The sequence below is a fragment of the Acinetobacter sp. ANC_7553 genome, assembly GCF_056779895.1.
This window is the reverse complement of record NZ_JBWYIV010000020.1, coordinates 1-17,417: the sequence shown is the minus strand read 5'-3', so window position 1 is coordinate 17,417 and position 17,417 is coordinate 1. Positions and strand designations below refer to the sequence as shown.

General features: G+C 39.7%; 20 protein-coding genes. 15 read left to right on the top strand and 5 right to left on the bottom strand.

The features are described from left to right. Positions 1-10: 10 nt before the first annotated feature. Positions 11-301, bottom strand: coding sequence for a DUF2218 domain-containing protein (locus tag AC1M9I_RS13700; RefSeq protein WP_481594038.1), 291 nt, complete (start codon positions 299-301; stop codon positions 11-13). A gap of 229 nt (positions 302-530) precedes the next feature. On the opposite strand from AC1M9I_RS13700, the gene rpe reads away from it, so the two are divergent. From rpe to AC1M9I_RS13675, 5 genes are all read left to right on the top strand, one after another. After that, on the top strand, positions 531-1,217 hold the full coding sequence (gene rpe, locus AC1M9I_RS13695; RefSeq protein WP_481594039.1) for a ribulose-phosphate 3-epimerase: 687 nt from the start codon (positions 531-533) through the stop codon (positions 1,215-1,217). Positions 1,218-1,831: 614 nt separating this feature from the next. Next, complete coding sequence (locus AC1M9I_RS13690; protein WP_092768625.1) at positions 1,832-2,149, top strand: DMT family transporter; 318 nt, start codon at positions 1,832-1,834, stop codon at positions 2,147-2,149. Between the two features lie 53 nt (positions 2,150-2,202). Beyond that, a complete protein-coding gene (sugE, locus tag AC1M9I_RS13685; protein ID WP_180000188.1) occupies positions 2,203-2,520 on the top strand; it encodes a quaternary ammonium compound efflux SMR transporter SugE in 318 nt (105 codons plus the stop codon). Positions 2,521-2,551: 31 nt separating this feature from the next. After that, positions 2,552-3,040 carry a methylated-DNA--[protein]-cysteine S-methyltransferase gene (locus AC1M9I_RS13680; protein WP_481611155.1) on the top strand — a complete coding sequence of 163 codons (489 nt, stop codon included), beginning with the start codon at positions 2,552-2,554 and terminating at the stop codon, positions 3,038-3,040. Positions 3,041-3,076: 36 nt separating this feature from the next. Beyond that, on the top strand, positions 3,077-3,745 hold the full coding sequence (locus AC1M9I_RS13675) for a nuclease-related domain-containing protein (RefSeq protein ID WP_481611154.1): 669 nt from the start codon (positions 3,077-3,079) through the stop codon (positions 3,743-3,745). A gap of 33 nt (positions 3,746-3,778) precedes the next feature. Here AC1M9I_RS13675 and AC1M9I_RS13670 read toward each other — a convergent pair whose 3' ends face one another. Next, a complete protein-coding gene (locus tag AC1M9I_RS13670; RefSeq protein ID WP_035268321.1) occupies positions 3,779-4,546 on the bottom strand; it encodes a hydroxymethylpyrimidine/phosphomethylpyrimidine kinase in 768 nt (255 codons plus the stop codon). Between the two features lie 83 nt (positions 4,547-4,629). On the opposite strand from AC1M9I_RS13670, the gene AC1M9I_RS13665 reads away from it, so the two are divergent. After that, positions 4,630-5,277, top strand: a complete 648-nt coding sequence (locus tag AC1M9I_RS13665) for an HAD-IA family hydrolase (RefSeq protein ID WP_092768637.1) — start codon at positions 4,630-4,632, stop codon at positions 5,275-5,277. 54 nt (positions 5,278-5,331) lie between these two features. Here AC1M9I_RS13665 and AC1M9I_RS13660 read toward each other — a convergent pair whose 3' ends face one another. After that, positions 5,332-5,796 carry a winged helix-turn-helix transcriptional regulator gene (locus AC1M9I_RS13660; RefSeq protein ID WP_092768640.1) on the bottom strand — a complete coding sequence of 155 codons (465 nt, stop codon included), beginning with the start codon at positions 5,794-5,796 and terminating at the stop codon, positions 5,332-5,334. 138 nt (positions 5,797-5,934) lie between these two features. On the opposite strand from AC1M9I_RS13660, the gene AC1M9I_RS13655 reads away from it, so the two are divergent. The 4 genes from AC1M9I_RS13655 to AC1M9I_RS13640 all read left to right on the top strand — a co-directional run bounded on the left by AC1M9I_RS13655 (position 5,935) and on the right by AC1M9I_RS13640 (position 10,314). After that, positions 5,935-7,194, top strand: coding sequence for a D-amino acid dehydrogenase (locus AC1M9I_RS13655; protein WP_481595141.1), 1,260 nt, complete (start codon positions 5,935-5,937; stop codon positions 7,192-7,194). 44 nt (positions 7,195-7,238) lie between these two features. Next, the gene (alr, locus tag AC1M9I_RS13650; protein WP_481611153.1) at positions 7,239-8,342 is read left to right on the top strand and encodes an alanine racemase; all 1,104 of its coding nucleotides are present in this window, start codon (positions 7,239-7,241) and stop codon (positions 8,340-8,342) included. A gap of 56 nt (positions 8,343-8,398) precedes the next feature. Further along, on the top strand, positions 8,399-8,758 hold the full coding sequence (locus AC1M9I_RS13645; RefSeq protein ID WP_035268302.1) for a RidA family protein: 360 nt from the start codon (positions 8,399-8,401) through the stop codon (positions 8,756-8,758). A gap of 134 nt (positions 8,759-8,892) precedes the next feature. Next, positions 8,893-10,314 (top strand): amino acid permease, encoded by a 1,422-nt coding sequence (locus AC1M9I_RS13640; protein WP_481595138.1) that lies wholly within the window; start codon positions 8,893-8,895, stop codon positions 10,312-10,314. A gap of 50 nt (positions 10,315-10,364) precedes the next feature. Here the strand turns inward: AC1M9I_RS13640 and AC1M9I_RS13635 are convergent, their stop codons facing one another. Further along, positions 10,365-10,817, bottom strand: coding sequence for a CopD family protein (locus AC1M9I_RS13635; RefSeq protein WP_481588043.1), 453 nt, complete (start codon positions 10,815-10,817; stop codon positions 10,365-10,367). Between the two features lie 28 nt (positions 10,818-10,845). Beyond that, a complete protein-coding gene (locus AC1M9I_RS13630; RefSeq protein WP_035268310.1) occupies positions 10,846-12,075 on the bottom strand; it encodes a beta-ketoacyl synthase N-terminal-like domain-containing protein in 1,230 nt (409 codons plus the stop codon). A gap of 272 nt (positions 12,076-12,347) precedes the next feature. On the opposite strand from AC1M9I_RS13630, the gene AC1M9I_RS13625 reads away from it, so the two are divergent. The 5 genes from AC1M9I_RS13625 to AC1M9I_RS13605 form a co-directional block, all read left to right on the top strand. Further along, entirely contained in the window at positions 12,348-13,775 is a 1,428-nt protein-coding gene (locus tag AC1M9I_RS13625; protein ID WP_481595137.1) for an EcsC family protein, read from the top strand. A gap of 171 nt (positions 13,776-13,946) precedes the next feature. Then, on the top strand, positions 13,947-14,321 hold the full coding sequence (rpsL, locus tag AC1M9I_RS13620; RefSeq protein WP_004648013.1) for a 30S ribosomal protein S12: 375 nt from the start codon (positions 13,947-13,949) through the stop codon (positions 14,319-14,321). A gap of 180 nt (positions 14,322-14,501) precedes the next feature. After that, the gene (gene rpsG / locus AC1M9I_RS13615; protein ID WP_004648014.1) at positions 14,502-14,972 is read left to right on the top strand and encodes a 30S ribosomal protein S7; all 471 of its coding nucleotides are present in this window, start codon (positions 14,502-14,504) and stop codon (positions 14,970-14,972) included. Between the two features lie 131 nt (positions 14,973-15,103). Beyond that, positions 15,104-17,239: an elongation factor G gene (fusA, locus tag AC1M9I_RS13610; RefSeq protein WP_092768658.1), complete on the top strand. Its 2,136-nt coding sequence runs from the start codon at positions 15,104-15,106 to the stop codon at positions 17,237-17,239. Positions 17,240-17,331: 92 nt separating this feature from the next. Continuing rightward, positions 17,332-17,417, top strand: an 86-nt coding sequence (locus AC1M9I_RS13605; protein WP_001029592.1) for a GTP-binding protein, incomplete at its 3' end; no start/stop codon positions are given.

Genomic DNA, 17,417 nt, shown 5'->3' with positions numbered 1-17,417 from the left:
CGGTTTTTCTTTAACTTTCTCTAGACCATATAACTTGATAGTCAGCTTGAACCATGCGATTGATATGATCAAGCACGACATTTTCTAGTCGTATTAATTCTTCTAAAGATATTTCTTCTTTATTCACAATACTGACATGAAGTTGATCAGGTTGTATTGATAATTCAACTGTCACTTTTGGCATAAAAATTTGATATTGGTCATCGGTATTGGTGACATCAAATTTATGTTTCCAATGATTGCTTAATCGTTTAGCGATACGTAATGCTTCGGAGCTGTCTATCGTTGTGGTTGTTTTCATTATTTACCGTAATGCTTGAAATTTATTGTATCTTAACATTCATCTCACCATAAGGTTGTTCCGAATATGCAACATAGCTTTGCATAAGTCATATTCCGTCCTTGAATATTTTTTAATCAACGATTTGCATTTTGAGTTGAAATTTAAATAGCAGTAATTTCGAAGGAATGAATAAACGAAGTTTTGCTATAATCATCTTTTGAATTCTAATTTCCCGCCAGGTCCTGACATGTCCAAGCCATTCTTAATTGCTCCATCGATTTTATCTGCTGATTTCGCTCGCTTAGGTGAAGAAGTCGAAAATGTACTTGAAGCAGGTGCAGATGTGGTCCATTTCGATGTAATGGACAATCATTATGTACCAAATTTAACTTTTGGTGCTGGTGTATGTAAGGCACTTAAAAAATATGGTATTCAGGCTCCAATTGACGTTCATCTTATGGTGAAACCAGTCGATCGTATGATCGGAGATTTCTTAGAAGCGGGTGCAGATATCATCACTTTTCATCCAGAAGCATCAGACCATATCGACCGTTCATTGCAGCTGATTAAAGCTGGTGGTGCTAAAGCAGGTTTAGTTTTTAACCCTGCAACGCCTTTACATTACCTTGATTATGTACTGGATAAAGTGGATCAAGTCTTATTAATGAGCGTCAACCCTGGCTTTGGTGGACAAAAATTTATCCCAATAACGCTAGATAAACTTCGTGAAGCACGCAAAATTATTGATGCATCTGGTAAAGATATTCGCTTAGAAGTTGATGGTGGTGTTGGTCCAGCAAATATTCGTGAAATCGCTGAAGCTGGTGCTGATATGTTTGTGGCTGGTTCTGCCATTTTTGGAAAGCCAGATTATAAAGCTGTAATTGATGAAATGCGTGCAGAGTTGGCGAAAGTAGGTTCAATTAACGTTTGATCCGAAACATGTATAATACTACACACATCTGTGGATAAGTTTATGGATAACTTGGTGGATATCTGTGTTGATAACAGTCTGGATAATTTGATTAGATTATAATCATATTTAGTTCAATGGTTTGTTTATTAGACAATAAATGTATAAAAAGGACTCATTTGAGTCCTTTTTTACAAAAAATGGATCTTCTTATCCTTTCTGTTGAATTGTTTGGGGGAGAAATTTTCGTTGCTCATTATTTGGCTTATCTTCGTGAATAAGTCTTAAAAGAGCGAGATAAAAAATCAATTTAAATTTAAACATCCTAGACCAGTGATTTTCTATAGTGCAGTGAAGTGTTCTAATTTGGTGCGGATTTAGTCTTCCATCTGACAATAGCGATCGCGTTCGCAATGCAATAGCCTAAAAATGCAGAAATAATCTAGAAAAGCTAGTCCTATAATGACCTATTTTTTGTAGGTGTATTTTGGGTCAAAAATTGTAAAATTGCGCCTATTTTGTGCGTGTGTTGATATAATTCAACCATCATTTGGAGGAACGACCTCCCTCATTTCTCTGAGAAAAATCGTCAGGACGGCCTGACTCTTAAATTATTTTAATTGGGAGCAGGCATCATGGCTTGGTTTATTCTTATTCTCGCGGGTTTATTTGAGATCGTTTGGGCATATAGTATGAAAATGTCTGAAGGATTTACTAAATTCACACCGACTGCAATTACTCTATTTTTTATGGTTCTCAGTTTTGGGTTGTTGGCACATGCCATGAAAACATTACCTCTGGGAACTGCCTATACGATTTGGACGGGGATTGGTGCAGTAGGGTCTTTTTTAGTCGGCATTTTTATTCTGGGTGAGCCTGCGACAGCAATGCGGATGATTGCGGCTATTCTGATTATTTCAGGTTTAGTCATGATGAAATTAGCTTCAGCGTAAGATTTAAGGCAGCGTATCCATGCGCTGCTTTTTAAATTGAGAGAGGGTTTATTTTGGCTTGGTTAGTCTTGATTGTTGCAGGGTTGTTGGAGGTGGTCTGGGCCTATTTTATGAAAGTTTCAGATGGATTCACCAAATTGACACCCAGTATTTTGACGATCGTTTTCATGATCGCAAGTTTTGCTTTACTTTCCCATGCGATGAAAACTTTGCCACTCGGGACAGCTTATACCGTATGGACAGGCATAGGCGCTGTAGGTTCATTTGTGGTTGGGATTTTTATTCTTGGAGAACCTGCAAATGCAATGAGAATGATCGCTGCAGTATTGATTATTTCGGGTTTGGTCTTGATGAAGTTATCATCAACATAGTTAGATGATTCAACTTTCAGGCGATTAAAAAATGACTCAATTTTATTTAAAAAAAATAATGACACCTGTCGGTGAACTTCAATTGGTTGCTCATGATCGAGCATTGATTGTTGTCGCTTGGGAGAATGCACTTCCTCAGTTTATCCGAAATCAAATCGTAATTCAGCGGGATGATCACGAGATTTTATGCATTGCCGAAACACAGCTTCGCGAATATTTTTTAAAACAACGTCAGGTATTTGATTTGCCCATAGAACTTTATGGGACAGAATTCCAACGCTCGGTATGGAATGCGCTGTTAAAAATTCCTTTTGGAGAGTCTAGAACGTATAAGCAAATTGCTGAGGATGTTGGGAATGTAAGAGCGGTTCGAGCGGTAGGCTTGGCCAATGGGAAAAATCCTATCGCGATCATTGTACCTTGTCATCGTGTAATAGGTGTCAATGGCAAGCTGGTCGGATTTTCAGGAGGTGTGGAAAATAAGCTTAAGCTGCTGCAGCTTGAAGATGATAAGTGGTGATGTTATAACAGCATAAACATATGAAATACAAAAATTATGTCTAATGAAAATCCTATAATTACAATTGTTTTTAATCTCATATCGCAGTTATGGTGGTTGATCTTAATTCTAGCAATCATCCCTGTATTCAAAATGTTTGTACCTTATATCAAAGGAAAATTGGGTGAATACATTGTCCAATATCATGCAAAAAAAATTTTGAATGAGGACTATATTTTACTGAATGATCTAACATTTTTGGATCAGGACAATCAGACCACACAGATTGACCATATTTTATTGAGTCCTTATGGAATATTTGTGATTGAGACCAAAAACTATAAAGGTTGGATTTTTGGCTCATCACATCAAAAAATGTGGACTCAAAAAATTTATAAATCTAGCCATAAATTTCAAAATCCATTGCACCAAAACTACAAGCATATAAAGGTTTTAGACGGATTGTTAAAAGATTTAATCGATTCAAATCTGTCGATACATGGGTTAATAGTTTTCGTGCCTAATTGTGAGTTTAAAACACCAATTCCTGTACATGTTCATTGGGGTAAAAGTTGGATTGAAGAAGTTAAAAGCTACCAAATGAAAGTGATTGATGATCGTAGACTACAGAGAATTAAATATCGTATTGAAAAAGCAGCGCTTCAAAAATCGTGGAAAACCAATAGAGAACATATCCGATCAGTCAAAGAAAGACTAAAAGATTAATAAAAAAAAGCCCACAGTCAGTGGGCTTTTTATTTAGAAGCGTTTTGGAATTCTTTGGCCACCTTCAACTGGGATTTCAGCACGTTTTAATACACCAAATAGCCATGTTTCCGCATGGTGAACTGCATTTTTAATTTGATCACCTTGTGCCAATCTCCCTGCAATAAAACTAGCAAGAGAACAGCCTGAACCATGATACTCACCTTCAAGACGAGGACATTTTGTTTCAGAGACCATATCACCGTTAATGTAGAGTGCATTTCTAATATAAGTCGGTGTGTCTTCGTGACCACCTTTGACTAATACAGCTTTAGCACCCATTTCAAATAACTTCTGTGTAGCTTGATCTAAATCTTCACAGCCGGTTAATGCGCGAAGTTCAACGGTATTCGGTGTAAGAATCGTAGCAAGAGGAATCAATTCAACAAAAGCCTTGACCAATGTTGCTTGATTTCCTAATGAGCCACCACTATTGGCAACCAAAACTGGATCGAGTACGTATTGGAAATCAGGATGTGCTCTTAGGAATTCTGCCAAAGCGGCGATATTGTCGGTAGTGCCGAGCATGCCAGATTTCACTACTTTGATAGGAAGATCGTTCACTACAGCATTCGCTTGAGCCAGCAGTAAATCTTTTGAGGTTGCTTCAAATCCAAAAACTTGTTGAGAGTTTTGAATGGTTAACGCTGTACATGCGATTGCTGCATGAGCACCACTTTGGCCGATCGCTTCAATATCTGCTTGTAAGCCAGCACCACCAGATGGATCTAAACCAGAAAAGCACAATACAGTAGGGCGCACAACAATGTCCTTCATTGATCAATTTGGAGTAGTATAGGCAAGTTTCTGAGAAGTCTCGATAGCATTTCTAAAAAAGGTACAGCATGATTAAAAATATTCTCATTGATTTAGATGGAACGCTAACTGATCCTAAAGTGGGTATTACGACTTCTGCACGCTATGGTTTAGAAAAAGTAGGTCATTTTATCGCGGAAGATGAGAATATTGATTGGATTATTGGACCACCTTTAAAAGCCTCTTTGGCCAAAATTTTGAAGGTTGATGTGAATGATGATTTGGCGGAACAGGCTTTACTTGGTTATCGTGAGCGCTTTGCTGTAAAAGGTTTATTTGAAAATTTATTATTTGAAGATGTAGCAGAAACATTGGCAACACTTAAGAACAAAGGTTACAGATTGTTTTTAGCTACTGCAAAGCCTGAAGTGTATGCTCAGCAAATTCTTGAACATTTCAATCTTACACCGTATTTTGATTATGCCTATGGCAGTGAGTTAAATGGTGACCGCACCAATAAAGCTGAACTTATTGCATATATTTTAGAGCAAGAAAAAATCAAGCCAGAAACCTGTTTGATGGTAGGGGACCGAGAGCATGATATTATCGGTGCTCGAAAAAATGGAATTGAAACGATTGCGGTGGAATACGGTTATGGCAGTGATGCAGAGTTAGCCGCTGCTGCACCCAAAGCCAGAATTCAAGCTTTCCATCAAATTTTAAATTATGTTGATTAATCTAAGCCGAAATTTGGGCTCAAGAGCAACTCTCAAGAGATTGCTCTTCGTAGCTTAGCTTAGATCCAAATACAAGGATTCTTTGACCTCTTCCATCACGATGTAACTATGGGAGGATGCTGAGGACGGAAGCATTTTAAGCAGGTCACCCAGTAGTTGGCGATAAGCACTCATTTCTTTTAGTCTCGCTTTCACCAAGTAATCGAATTCACCTGAAATTAAATGACATTCTAAGACCTCAGGTATCTCAACTAAATTCTTGGCGACTTGATCAAAAACATCTCCAGATTTCGCCGATAATTTAATTTCTAGAAAAACGAGTAAATTACGCTCCAATAACTCCGGATTTAATCGGGCGTAATAGCCCATAATAATGCCATCTCGTTCTAGTCTTTTCACTCTTTCCGAGCATGGGGTTGTAGAAAGATTTACTTTTGCAGCCAGTTCACTAATGGCAATACGACCGTCCTTTTGCAGAATATCTAAAATCATACGATCAGTGCGATCTAATTTCCGCATGAATAATTTCCTTATTTTTTAATTTTTTCAGGATAAAACCCTTAAATTACCTAAATTATAACGATTAAAAGAGTGAAAAAAACTATTAAAGCAAAAATATACTAGTGAAATAAACTACACAGTGCTGAGGGATAGTTCATGCGCGTTATTGTATTAGGTAGTGGTGTCATTGGTGTTGCAAGTGCGTATTACCTAGCGCAACAAGGAGCAAGCGTCACTGTATTAGATCGTCAATCAGGTCCTGCCGAAGAAACGAGTTTTGGCAATGCAGGACAGATTTCTCCTGGGTATTCTACACCATGGGCCGCACCAGGAATTCCATTTAAAGCGGTTAAATGGATGTTTCAACATCATGCACCATTAGCAATTAATGTAGATGGAAGCTTGTGGCAGCTGAAATGGATGGCTCAAATGTTGAAGAACTGCAATGCGGCACATTACGCCATCAATAAAGAGCGTATGGTACGTGTTGCTGAATACAGTCGAGATTGTTTAAGAGAATTACGCGAAAATATTGGCATATCTTATGAGAATCGTTCAAAAGGAACATTACAAATTTTTCGTAAGGATGCGCAATTAGAAGCAGTTCAACGAGACATTGAAGTTTTAAAAGAAACAGGTGTCGAATTTGAGTTATTAGATCGTGAAGGTCTAGGTCGAGTTGAACCTGCATTAGCGGAAGTTAAAGACAAATTAGTCGGTGGCTTACATCTTCCAAATGATGAGACTGGTGATTGCTATATCTTTACCAACGCGCTTGCTGAATATGCAAAAGGTATTGGTGTTGAGTTTAAATTTAATCAAAATGTTGAAAAACTCGTAGTTGAGGGCGACGAAATTAAAGGCGTTATTGTAGACGGTCAGGTACTCACGGCAGATCGTTATGTACTTGCCTTCGGTAGCTATTCACGAGATTTTATTAAACCATTAGGTCTAGATTTGCCCATTTATCCTGTAAAGGGATATTCATTAACTATACCTATCGTGGATGCGCAATATGCCCCTCAATCAACTGTCTTAGATGAAACTTACAAGATTGCAATAACTCGTTTTGATCAACGAATTCGTGTTGGTGGGATGGCTGAGTTAAGTGGTTTTAATAAAGAGTTAAATGAGGATCGCCGTGGCACCTTAGAGATGGTAACACGTGATTTGTTCCCAGGTGGAGATATGGCACAAGCCAGTTTCTGGACGGGACTACGACCGATGACACCAGATAGTACGCCTATTATCGGTGCGACGAAATATAAGAATCTATTTTTAAATACTGGACATGGCACGCTCGGCTGGACCATGGCATGTGGTTCTGGAAAGCTGATTAGTGATTTAGTGCTGAATCGGACTCCAGAGATTAGTACCGATGGACTTTCAATTCAACGTTATAACCACGCAGCTTAAAGGCTGCGTGGTTTGCTATTAAAAAATATAATAGGACAAGGAATATGTCTCGCCCGATACAGGCTGTCATTCATTTAAACGCAATCAAACATAATTTGAAAGTTGCTAAGCAACATGTGCCAAATGCCCAAATTTTTGCTGTTGTAAAAGCTAATGCTTATGGCCATGGGATCGAGCGCATTTATTCAGCCTTAAAGGATGCTGATGGGATTGCACTTCTAGAGCTGAGTGAAGCACAACGAGTTCGAGATTTAGGTTGGAAAGGCCCAATTTTGCTTTTGGAAGGTATCTTTCAAGAAGCGGATTTACAGTTGTGTCATGATTTGGAACTTCAATTTACCGTTCATAATGAGATTCAATTCGAATGGATTAATCGGTGCGGTTTAGATGCTCATTTTAATATTTTTCTGAAAATGAACAGTGGCATGAATCGTTTAGGATTCCAACCTCAACGTTACTCTGAAATTTGGAGTCTGTTAACTGAATTGCCGCAAGTGTCATCAATCACTCACATGACACATTTTTCTGATGCTGATGGCGAGCGCTTGAATCAGGTTGGCGTTGACTATCAAATTTCAGTATTCAATCAAATCGTCAGTGCTTTAGGTGGTCCTTGCTCAGTAAGTAATAGCGCAGCGATTCTTAGACATGCCAATCATGTCCACTCTAACATTGTACGTAGTGGCATTATGTTGTATGGGAGTTCACCGGATTATCCAACCCATACTATTCAAGATTGGGACTTAAAACCAACAATGTCTTTAAGAAGTGAATTGATTGCAATTCAAGAAATTAATCCTCAGCAAAGTATTGGCTATGGATCGACATTTTTTGCAGAACAAGCTATGAAAATTGGCATTGTCGCTTGTGGATATGCAGATGGATATCAACGGATTACTCAATCTGGCACAGCAGTGCTTGTGAATGGGCAAAAAACTTCTTTAATTGGTCGTGTAAGTATGGACATGCTAGCTGTTGATATCACGCATATTGAAGATGCAAAAATTGGCAGTGAAGTCGTACTGTGGGGCGTCTCAAAGTATGGAAGTTTGTTACCGATTGATGAGGTCGCTGCAGGAGCGAGTACTGTGGGATATGAGTTAATGTGTGGCGTAACGACGCGGGTTCCATTTGTTCTAGAAATTTAATGTTAAAAATTCAACGATCAACACTAGGATCGATACTGAGTAATCAAGGAATTAATATGCAAAATCAGGATATTCAAAAATTCAATAGTAATGGCGTGATGAGTGCAGTTACAGTCTTTAATCAAGTGGCTTATCTTTCTGGTCAAGTACCTAAGATTACGACGCCTGATATCGCCTTACAAACGAAAGATGTGCTGAATACGATCGACGCTCTTTTGGCTCAAGTAGGCACAGATAAATCTCGTTTATTGTCAGCACAAGTTTTCGTGAAGAATTTGGAAGATTTTCAAATCTTCAATCAAATTTGGATTGAATGGATGGAGGATTCAATACCACCATCACGAGCAACCATTCAGGCTGACCTCGTTAATCCAGAATGGTTAATTGAAATCGCAGTGATTGCTGCATTGAAATAACTGAATATAAGTAAGACTTCACGAGGAAGAGTCATTTATGGCTCCTCTCATAATAACAAAATCTCTCGAACCTCAGTTTGAAGCGGAATTTAGGCTGATCGATTAGATTAGATGGTGTAAAAGGATGTTGAATAATGACAACCACAAATATTGATGAACAATCATCTCCCAATGAATTACAGCGTAAGCTTTCAAATCGACATTTACAACTCATCGCCATCGGTGGAGCGATTGGTACAGGGTTGTTTATGGGCTCAGGAAAAACGATTTCACTTGCAGGACCTTCAATCATCATCATTTATATGATTATTGGTGCTATGTTTTTTTTCTTGATGCGTGCCCTTGGTGAAATTCTTTTATCTAATCTGCACTACAAATCATTTATTGATATGGCACATGATCTCATTGGACCAGGTGCAGGGTATTATATTGGTTGGTCCTATTGGCTGGGATGGATTTTGGTCGGTATTGCTGATTTAGCAGCAATTATCAATTATCTCAGTTTTTGGTTACCTCCAGATCAAATGTTTACCCCAATGGGGCAAGCAGCGATTAGTGCAGGATGTGTCTTATTCATACTCGCAATTAACTTAGTCACTGTAAAACTTTTTGGTGAAATTGAGTTTTGGTTTGCATTAATCAAAATTTTAGCCATTATTGGATTAATCTTGGTGGGTGCCTTCATGGTGTTTACGAGTTTTCAGTCACCAAGTGGTGCTGTTGCAAGCTTCAGTAACATTTGGTCTCATGGTGGAATGTTCCCGAAAGGAACAATGGGCTTTTTGGCAGGCTTTCAAATCGCAATGTTTGCCTTTGTTGGTGTAGAGTTACTCGGGACGATGGCTGCGGAAACCAAAGATCCTGAAAAAAATTTACCAAAAGCGGTTAATGCTATTCCGACACGTATTATCATTTTCTATGTGCTTTCGTTGATCATGATTATGTCTGTGACACCTTGGATCAATATCCCAGCAGATCAAAGTCCATTTGTGACATTATTTTTATTTGCGGGTATTGGTTCAGCTGCTGTGATTATGAACCTAGTGGTTTTGTCTTCTGTGATGTCTTCCATGAACAGTGGCGTCTTTTCTACCAGTCGAATGTTATTTGGATTGGCACGTGACGGCCAAGCCCCTCAAAAGCTAGCAGAACTTTCAAGTCGTGCCGTACCTGCTAAGGGATTAATCTTTTCATGTACATTTATTATGGCCGGTGCAGCATTTCAGTATTTTGTGCCAAATACGATGGAAGCTTTTACATTAGCAAGTTCGCTGTGTGTGATTCTTTTCATTAGTATTTGGGCGATTATCGTGGTGTGCTATATACGCTACCGTAAATTGCGACCTGAGCTACATGAAAAGTCGAATTTTAAAATGCCGGGTGGAGTGGCAATGTCATACGTTGTATTGGCATTTTTGCTATTTGCATTAATCATTTTAAGTTTAGAGCCAGACACGCTGAAAGCTTTGATGATTAGCCCAATCTGGTTGATTTTGTTAGCTGTAACATACCGTGTTCTTTATAAACCACGTATGCGTAAGCGTAACCATAATTAATTTTTAGAGAAAAAAACCTCCACGAATGGAGGTTTTTTTATATTCTTTAGTTAGAATGTAGGTTTGACCACAACTAAAATTACCACTGCGAATAAGATCAATGTGGGCATTTCGTTGAAATAGCGCCAGAACTTATGACTTTTATAGTGTGCATTATCAATGAGTTTTTTACGGTAATATCCACAAACTAGGTGGTATATGACCAGTAATCCGACTAAACCAACTTTTAAATAAAACCATAAAGCTTCATGATAATGTCGAGTTGCATCACCCCAGTCCACTAAAAAATGTGCAGTGATCAATGTTGCGATCATCGCAGGCCACATAATGCCACGATAAAGCTTACGTTCCATGACTTCAAAGCGTTGATGGCTTATGGCATCGTCACTCATCGCATGATAAACATAAAGCCGTGGTAGATAGAACAAAGCAGCGAACCAACATACCACAGCAATAATATGTAATGCTTTTACCCATAGGAAAGCATCTGAAGGAGCATCCATCTAATCACCCATTATGGGCGGAATTAAATTAGCCTTCCCATTTCTTGAAAATGAGGCAGGCATTTACGCCGCCGAAACCAAAACTGTTACTCATTACAGTATTCAGTTTTGTATCGCGTTTTTCAAGTACGATATCAAATGGTTTTGCACCTTCATCAAGCTCAGTAACGTTGATATTTGGTGCAATAAAGTCATTCTGCATCATGAGAATAGAGTAAATCGCTTCTTGTACACCTGCAGCGCCTAAGCTATGACCTGTCATAGATTTTGTTGAACTTAAAGGTGGTACTTGACCTTCACCGAATGCGCGTTCCATTGCTTTCAATTCAGTCACATCACCAGCTGGTGTAGATGTGCCGTGTGTATTTACATAATCAATTTTTTCAACACCATGCTGTTTTGCTTCATCAAGTGCCATCAAGATACAACGTGTTGCACCTTCACCTGATGGTGCGACCATATCAGCACCATCAGAGTTGGCTGCATATGCAACGACTTCAGCAAGAATATTTGCACCGCGCGCTTGAGCATGCTCAAGAGATTCTAGTACCACGAAACCACCGCCGCCAGCAATGACAAAACCATCACGATCAGCAGAGTAAGGGCGAGAAGCGGTTTCTGGTGAGTCATTATATTTTGAGCATAAAGCACCCATTGCATCAAATAATAGACTTTGTGACCAATGATCTTCTTCACCACCACCAGCGAGCATTAGATCCTGTTTGCCAAGTTGAATCAGGTTGTATGCGTAACCAATGGCATCAGCTGAGGTTGCACAAGCACTTGTAATAGAGTGAGCGATACCTTGTAATTTGAATGCCACACCAACGTTAGCAGTAATAGTATTTGACATATTGCGTGGAACAAAGAAAGGGCCAATTTTACGTGCGCCTTTCTCTTCAAGAAGTTCAATCATTTCAGCGACAGAAGCTGTAGAGTTGCCGCCTGAACCACCCGCAATACCATAACGAGGATTGCCCGCAAGATCTTCAGCTGTTAGACCCGCATTTTCAACTGCAGCGACTGCAGCGTTATAGGCATACATCGCACATACACCCATGAAGCGTTTCAGTTTACGGTCAATACCGTCAAAATTTTGTTCTGCTGCAGCACTAACATGACTTTTAAAATTAAGTTCAGCATAAGTTGGGTTAAAACGTGTGCCTGAAATACCATTTTGTAAGGCATGATTTACATCTTCTAATGTATTACCAATGCATGAGTTAATGCCCATACCAGTGATTACAACACGTTTCATTTACAATTCCCTATCATGGTGAAGTCATTTTATGGAAAAATTCACATCGATTTGATTGGATGTAAAAGTCCATAAGATCTTGTCAAAAATTCGTATCATGATATCAGAATCTATTTTAAATTCTTATGGCAAATCAATATCGCAGCGTTAAAACGCTTATTGGCAGATATGTTCACTATATTGCAACCGAATAAAACACGATAAAGTTGAGATAACTCTTGACTGCACATAGAATTTTAAACATAAGTGATAAATGCGAAGGAGGGTTGTAAATGGCAAATTCTAATAATAAGCAATCTAGCGGACTGGTATCAAAAGCATTTGGAGTGGCTAAAAAGCTCAGTGCTACTGGCTTTGAACTGGCACAACATGTTGCACCAGGATCAATTGCGAAATTGACGCAACAACCTGATCCACAAAAAATTATTGACATAACTTTAGATGAGAGAAAAATGACTGAACAAAAAAAGTACGAAACCCCTCAACAATTATTTCGTGATCATGTCCCTCAAGTTTCTCAAAAAATTTTTGGTCGTCATTACAGTAAATTAAATAATGTTGCTTCTTTTATCTTTCCGGACTTAAACAACAAAGTTGCAGATTATTTTTTTGATAAATTGAATGATTTTGTTTCTGAGTTAAGTTCAGTTGAGCATGTATTAAAGGAAGTTGGTGCAAAAAGCTTGGATGAACTTAAATCAAGCCCTGATCGTGCGAATCGTATCGGTGAAGCATTAGCCAATCAAAATAAATTCATTGCAGCGGTTCAGGGGGCAGTGTCTGGTGCGACAGGCGTAGTTGGTACGGCCATCGATATTCCTTTCTCGTTGGCATTTACGTTGCGTAGTATTTACCAAGAAGGGCGCGCGCACGGTTTTGAACTTAATCATCGTCAAGAGCAAGAGATCGTTGAGTATGTATTCAAACAAGTCGATTTAGGTGTTATTGCGGAAAAGCAAACACTTTTAGTGGCATTAAGAACAGTCGCAAATTTATTGGAAACACAAGATACTCATCAGCTACAAACCCTATTGGGCTCTAGTAACGACTTCACGGCTTTAAAAAATTGGCTGAGTAATCCTGAGGGTGGTTATAAATGGAATTGGTTGAATCAGATTCCTCAAATTTCAATTTTATCTAAATTAGCACCTGTGGCTGGTGCTGGTATTGGTGCAGTATATAGCTGGCGTTTGGTGGAAGAGGCTCATTCTAAAGCTAGAGCTGTTTTTTCTGGAGCACAGCAGTACATTCTCCAACATCCAGATGAGCAGGTATCTGTTCAGGAGGCCTTTGAGCGCGGCACAGAATTATTAAAGCAGTCCTCACTCGCATTGAATTCCGCAGCGTCAATCAATAATGAGTTAGTGGTTGAGGTTGAAGAGTTTGCAAAAAAACTTGAAGGAGAAGAGTCTATTCAAGTTGATGAGTCTGCAGTTCATAATGATTCAATTTCAGCAATTAAAATTGAAGCAAAAACTGCGGAGTCTGAAAAAGAAGAAGCGGTCAGTGTTGAGGATGGTCTTAAGGCCTTAGCTGAAAAACATGTGGAATCGGCTTCTAATGAAAGTGTTCAAGACGCTGATAAAGACCAGCCTCAAGGCGAACCTATTGTGCAGGTAAAAGCACCCCCTAAGCGTCGTAATTCAAAAAAGAAAGACGAAGCAGCAAACTCACTACCTACGTCACAGAAAAAGCAATAAATTTAGTTATGAATGGTTGATCAAATCATTCTGAAAATTTCATTGTAAGCACACAATGGTCAATATTTGATGTCATGTTGAATGTTGACCATTTTTACTTCTTGGCTTACAATTGCATGCCCTCAAAAAGTAGTATTTTTTGGGGCTTTTTATTAACGGGAGAATTGCCACATGGCAACAACAAATCAGTTGATCCGTAAGGGTCGTACGACTTTGATTGAAAAATCAAAAGTTCCTGCGTTGAAGGCTTGTCCACAACGTCGTGGTGTTTGTACACGTGTTTACACAACTACACCTAAAAAACCTAACTCAGCAATGCGTAAAGTTTGCCGTGTTCGCTTAACTTCAGGTTTCGAAGTATCTAGCTATATCGGTGGTGAAGGCCATAACCTACAAGAGCACAGTGTTGTTCTTATCCGTGGTGGTCGTGTTAAAGACTTACCAGGTGTACGTTACCATACCGTTCGTGGTTCTTTAGACTGTGCTGGTGTTAAAGATCGTAACCAGTCTCGTTCTAAATACGGTACTAAGCGTCCTAAGAAATAATCTAATTAGATCATTTTCTTAAACGTATAGAACTGCAATCCTTTATCGTCTCGCTTGTCTGATTTCTGCATTTAATTTTGTGAAATTCAAGCGACGTGTAGTAAGGCCAGCGAATAGTACATGACACTTTGTACTGCTGCTGGATAAACCTGAAGTGTCATATTTATAGGTAGTATTAAAATGCCAAGACGTCGCGTAGTCGCTGCTCGTGAAATCCTTCCGGATCCTAAGTTCGGCAGCCAAACAATCGCTAAGTTCATGAACCACGTAATGCAAGATGGTAAAAAATCTATTGCTGAAAGTATCGTTTACGGTGCTTTAGACCGCGTTCAAGAAAAATCTAAAGTAGACCCAGTTGAATTTTTCGAGACTACTCTTGAAAAAGTTCGTCCTATGGTCGAAGTAAAAGCACGCCGTGTTGGTGGTGCTACATACCAAGTTCCTATGGAAGTACGCCCATCCCGTCGTACTGCTCTAGCGATGCGTTGGTTAGTAGATGCTGCTGCTAAGCGTTCTGAAAAAACTATGGCGTTACGCCTTGCTGGTGAGTTGCTTGACGCAGCTGAAGGTAAAGGTTCAGCGATCAAGAAACGTGAAGATGTGCATCGTATGGCTGAAGCCAACAAAGCCTTCTCTCACTACCGTTTCTAAGCGGATAAAACAGCCCCTATTCAGGAGGGTGGTAAGTCGGGTTTCACTGATTTGTCATCGAATCGCTTTAAGCTGCTCAGCAGCTTAAAGCGTCCTGTTTTAAACAACAAAATTTAGGAATGCAAGAAATCATGGCTCGTCAAACCCCAATTTCTCGTTACCGTAACATTGGTATCTCAGCACACATTGATGCTGGTAAAACAACGACTTCTGAACGTATTTTGTTCTACACAGGTGAGAGCCACAAACTAGGTGAAACTCACGAAGGTTCAGCAACAACTGACTGGATGGAACAAGAGCAAGAACGTGGTATTACCATTACTTCAGCAGCAGTAACTTGCTTCTGGAAAGGTATGGGTAACCAGTTCGAACAACACCGTATTAACGTAATTGACACACCGGGACACGTTGACTTCACGATCGAAGTTGAGCGTTCTATGCGTGTTCTTGACGGCGCGTGCATGGTTTACTGTGCTGTAGGTGGTGTACAACCTCAGTCAGAAACTGTATGGCGTCAAGCAAATAAATATAAAGTACCTCGTATTGCGTTCGTTAACAAAATGGACCGTACTGGTGCAAACTTCTTCCGTGCTGTTGAACAAGTAAAAACACGTCTTGGTGGTAATCCAGTGCCAATCGTGATTCCTGTTGGCGCAGAAGAAAACTTCCAAGGTGTAGTAGATCTTATCGAAATGAAAGCGATTATCTGGGATGAAGCATCTCAAGGTATGAAGTTTGAATACGGTGAAATTCCTGCTGACCTTGTTGAGCTTGCTCAAGAATGGCGTACGAACATGGTTGAAGCTGCTGCAGAAGCATCAGAAGAACTCATGGATAAGTACCTAGAAGAAGGTGATTTGACTAAAGAAGAAATCGTTAATGGTCTTCGTGCGCGTACATTGTTGAATGAAATTCAGCCAATGCTTTGTGGTTCAGCGTTCAAAAACAAAGGTGTTCAACGTATGTTGGATGCTGTTATTGAATTCTTACCAGCACCTACTGACGTTGAAGCAATTAAAGGTATCTTAGACGACAAAGATGAGACAGAAGGTTCTCGCGAAGCGTCTGATGAAGCACCGTTTGCTGCGCTTGCGTTCAAAATCATGAACGACAAATTCGTAGGTAACTTAACATTCGTTCGTGTTTACTCAGGTGTTTTAAAAGCTGGTAGTGCAGTTTATAACCCTGTTAAATCTAAACGTGAACGTGTTGGTCGTATTGTACAGATGCACGCTAATGACCGTCATGACATCGAAGAAATTCGTGCGGGCGATATCGCGGCATGTGTAGGTCTTAAAGACACGACTACAGGTGATACACTTTGTGACGAAAACAACGTGATCACATTAGAGCGTATGGAATTCCCAGAGCCAGTAATTGCACTTGCAGTTGAACCTAAAACTAAAGCTGACCAAGAAAAAATGTCAGTTGCTTTGGGCCGCTTGGCGAAAGAAGATCCATCATTCCGCGTTCGTACTGACGAAGAATCTGGTCAAACAATTATTGCAGGTATGGGTGAGCTTCACCTTGACATCATCGTTGACCGTATGAAGCGTGAATTCGGTGTTGAAGCGAACATTGGTAAACCAATGGTTGCTTACCGCGAAACGATTAAAAAATCTGTTGAGCAAGAAGGTAAGTTCGTTCGTCAAACTGGTGGTAAAGGTAAGTTCGGTCACGTATATGTACGTTTAGAGCCAATGGATCCTGAAGCTGGTAAAGACTACGAGTTCGCTGAAGAAGTTGTCGGCGGTGTTGTACCTAAAGAATTCTTTGGTGCGGTTGACAAAGGTATTCAAGAACGTATGAAGAATGGTGTCCTTGCTGGTTACCCAGTTGTAGGCATCAAAGCGACATTGTTCGATGGTTCTTACCATGATGTCGACTCTGACGAATTATCGTTCAAAATGGCGGGTTCTTACGCATTCCGTGATGGTTTCATGAAAGCAGATCCTGTTCTTCTTGAGCCTATCATGAAAGTTGAAGTAGAAACTCCAGAAGATTACATGGGCGATATCATGGGTGACTTAAACCGTCGTCGTGGTATGGTTCAAGGTATGGACGATTTACCTGGCGGTACTAAAGCAATCCGTGCTGAAGTTCCACTTTCTGAGATGTTCGGTTACGCAACACACATGCGTTCTATGTCTCAAGGTCGTGCGACTTACTCTATGGAATTTGCTAAATATGCCGAAACTCCACGTAACGTGGCTGAAGGCATCATTGCTAAGTTCCAAGCTGGTGGTAAAAAAGGTGACGACGAGTAATCTTTCGATTACTATAAGCCCAACTAATTCATAGTTTAAAACCAAGTGCTCATGGAGTGATCCTCCATGAGTAGTTTAAAAAGGAAAATCTCATGGCTAAGGCTAAGTTTGAACGTAATAAGCCACACGTTAACGTGGGCACAATCGGTCACGTTGACCATGGTAAAACAACTTTAAC

What these genes read in the sequence shown, in the direction of transcription:
- AC1M9I_RS13660 (WP_092768640.1), bottom strand. Translation starts at nt 5,796, where the DNA reads ATGCGGAAATTAGATCGCACTGATCGTATGATTTTAGATATTCTGCAA.
- rpe (WP_481594039.1), top strand. Translation starts at nt 531, where the DNA reads ATGTCCAAGCCATTCTTAATTGCTCCATCGATTTTATCTGCTGATTTC.
- AC1M9I_RS13675 (WP_481611154.1), top strand. Translation starts at nt 3,077, where the DNA reads ATGTCTAATGAAAATCCTATAATTACAATTGTTTTTAATCTCATATCG.
- AC1M9I_RS13655 (WP_481595141.1), top strand. Translation starts at nt 5,935, where the DNA reads ATGCGCGTTATTGTATTAGGTAGTGGTGTCATTGGTGTTGCAAGTGCG.
- AC1M9I_RS13645 (WP_035268302.1), top strand. Translation starts at nt 8,399, where the DNA reads ATGCAAAATCAGGATATTCAAAAATTCAATAGTAATGGCGTGATGAGT.
- rpsG (WP_004648014.1), top strand. Translation starts at nt 14,502, where the DNA reads ATGCCAAGACGTCGCGTAGTCGCTGCTCGTGAAATCCTTCCGGATCCT.
- AC1M9I_RS13635 (WP_481588043.1), bottom strand. Translation starts at nt 10,817, where the DNA reads ATGGATGCTCCTTCAGATGCTTTCCTATGGGTAAAAGCATTACATATT.
- AC1M9I_RS13700 (WP_481594038.1), bottom strand. Translation starts at nt 301, where the DNA reads ATGAAAACAACCACAACGATAGACAGCTCCGAAGCATTACGTATCGCT.
- fusA (WP_092768658.1), top strand. Translation starts at nt 15,104, where the DNA reads ATGGCTCGTCAAACCCCAATTTCTCGTTACCGTAACATTGGTATCTCA.
- AC1M9I_RS13665 (WP_092768637.1), top strand. Translation starts at nt 4,630, where the DNA reads ATGATTAAAAATATTCTCATTGATTTAGATGGAACGCTAACTGATCCT.
- AC1M9I_RS13640 (WP_481595138.1), top strand. Translation starts at nt 8,893, where the DNA reads ATGACAACCACAAATATTGATGAACAATCATCTCCCAATGAATTACAG.
- AC1M9I_RS13630 (WP_035268310.1), bottom strand. Translation starts at nt 12,075, where the DNA reads ATGAAACGTGTTGTAATCACTGGTATGGGCATTAACTCATGCATTGGT.
- AC1M9I_RS13680 (WP_481611155.1), top strand. Translation starts at nt 2,552, where the DNA reads ATGACTCAATTTTATTTAAAAAAAATAATGACACCTGTCGGTGAACTT.
- rpsL (WP_004648013.1), top strand. Translation starts at nt 13,947, where the DNA reads ATGGCAACAACAAATCAGTTGATCCGTAAGGGTCGTACGACTTTGATT.
- alr (WP_481611153.1), top strand. Translation starts at nt 7,239, where the DNA reads ATGTCTCGCCCGATACAGGCTGTCATTCATTTAAACGCAATCAAACAT.
- AC1M9I_RS13690 (WP_092768625.1), top strand. Translation starts at nt 1,832, where the DNA reads ATGGCTTGGTTTATTCTTATTCTCGCGGGTTTATTTGAGATCGTTTGG.
- AC1M9I_RS13625 (WP_481595137.1), top strand. Translation starts at nt 12,348, where the DNA reads ATGGCAAATTCTAATAATAAGCAATCTAGCGGACTGGTATCAAAAGCA.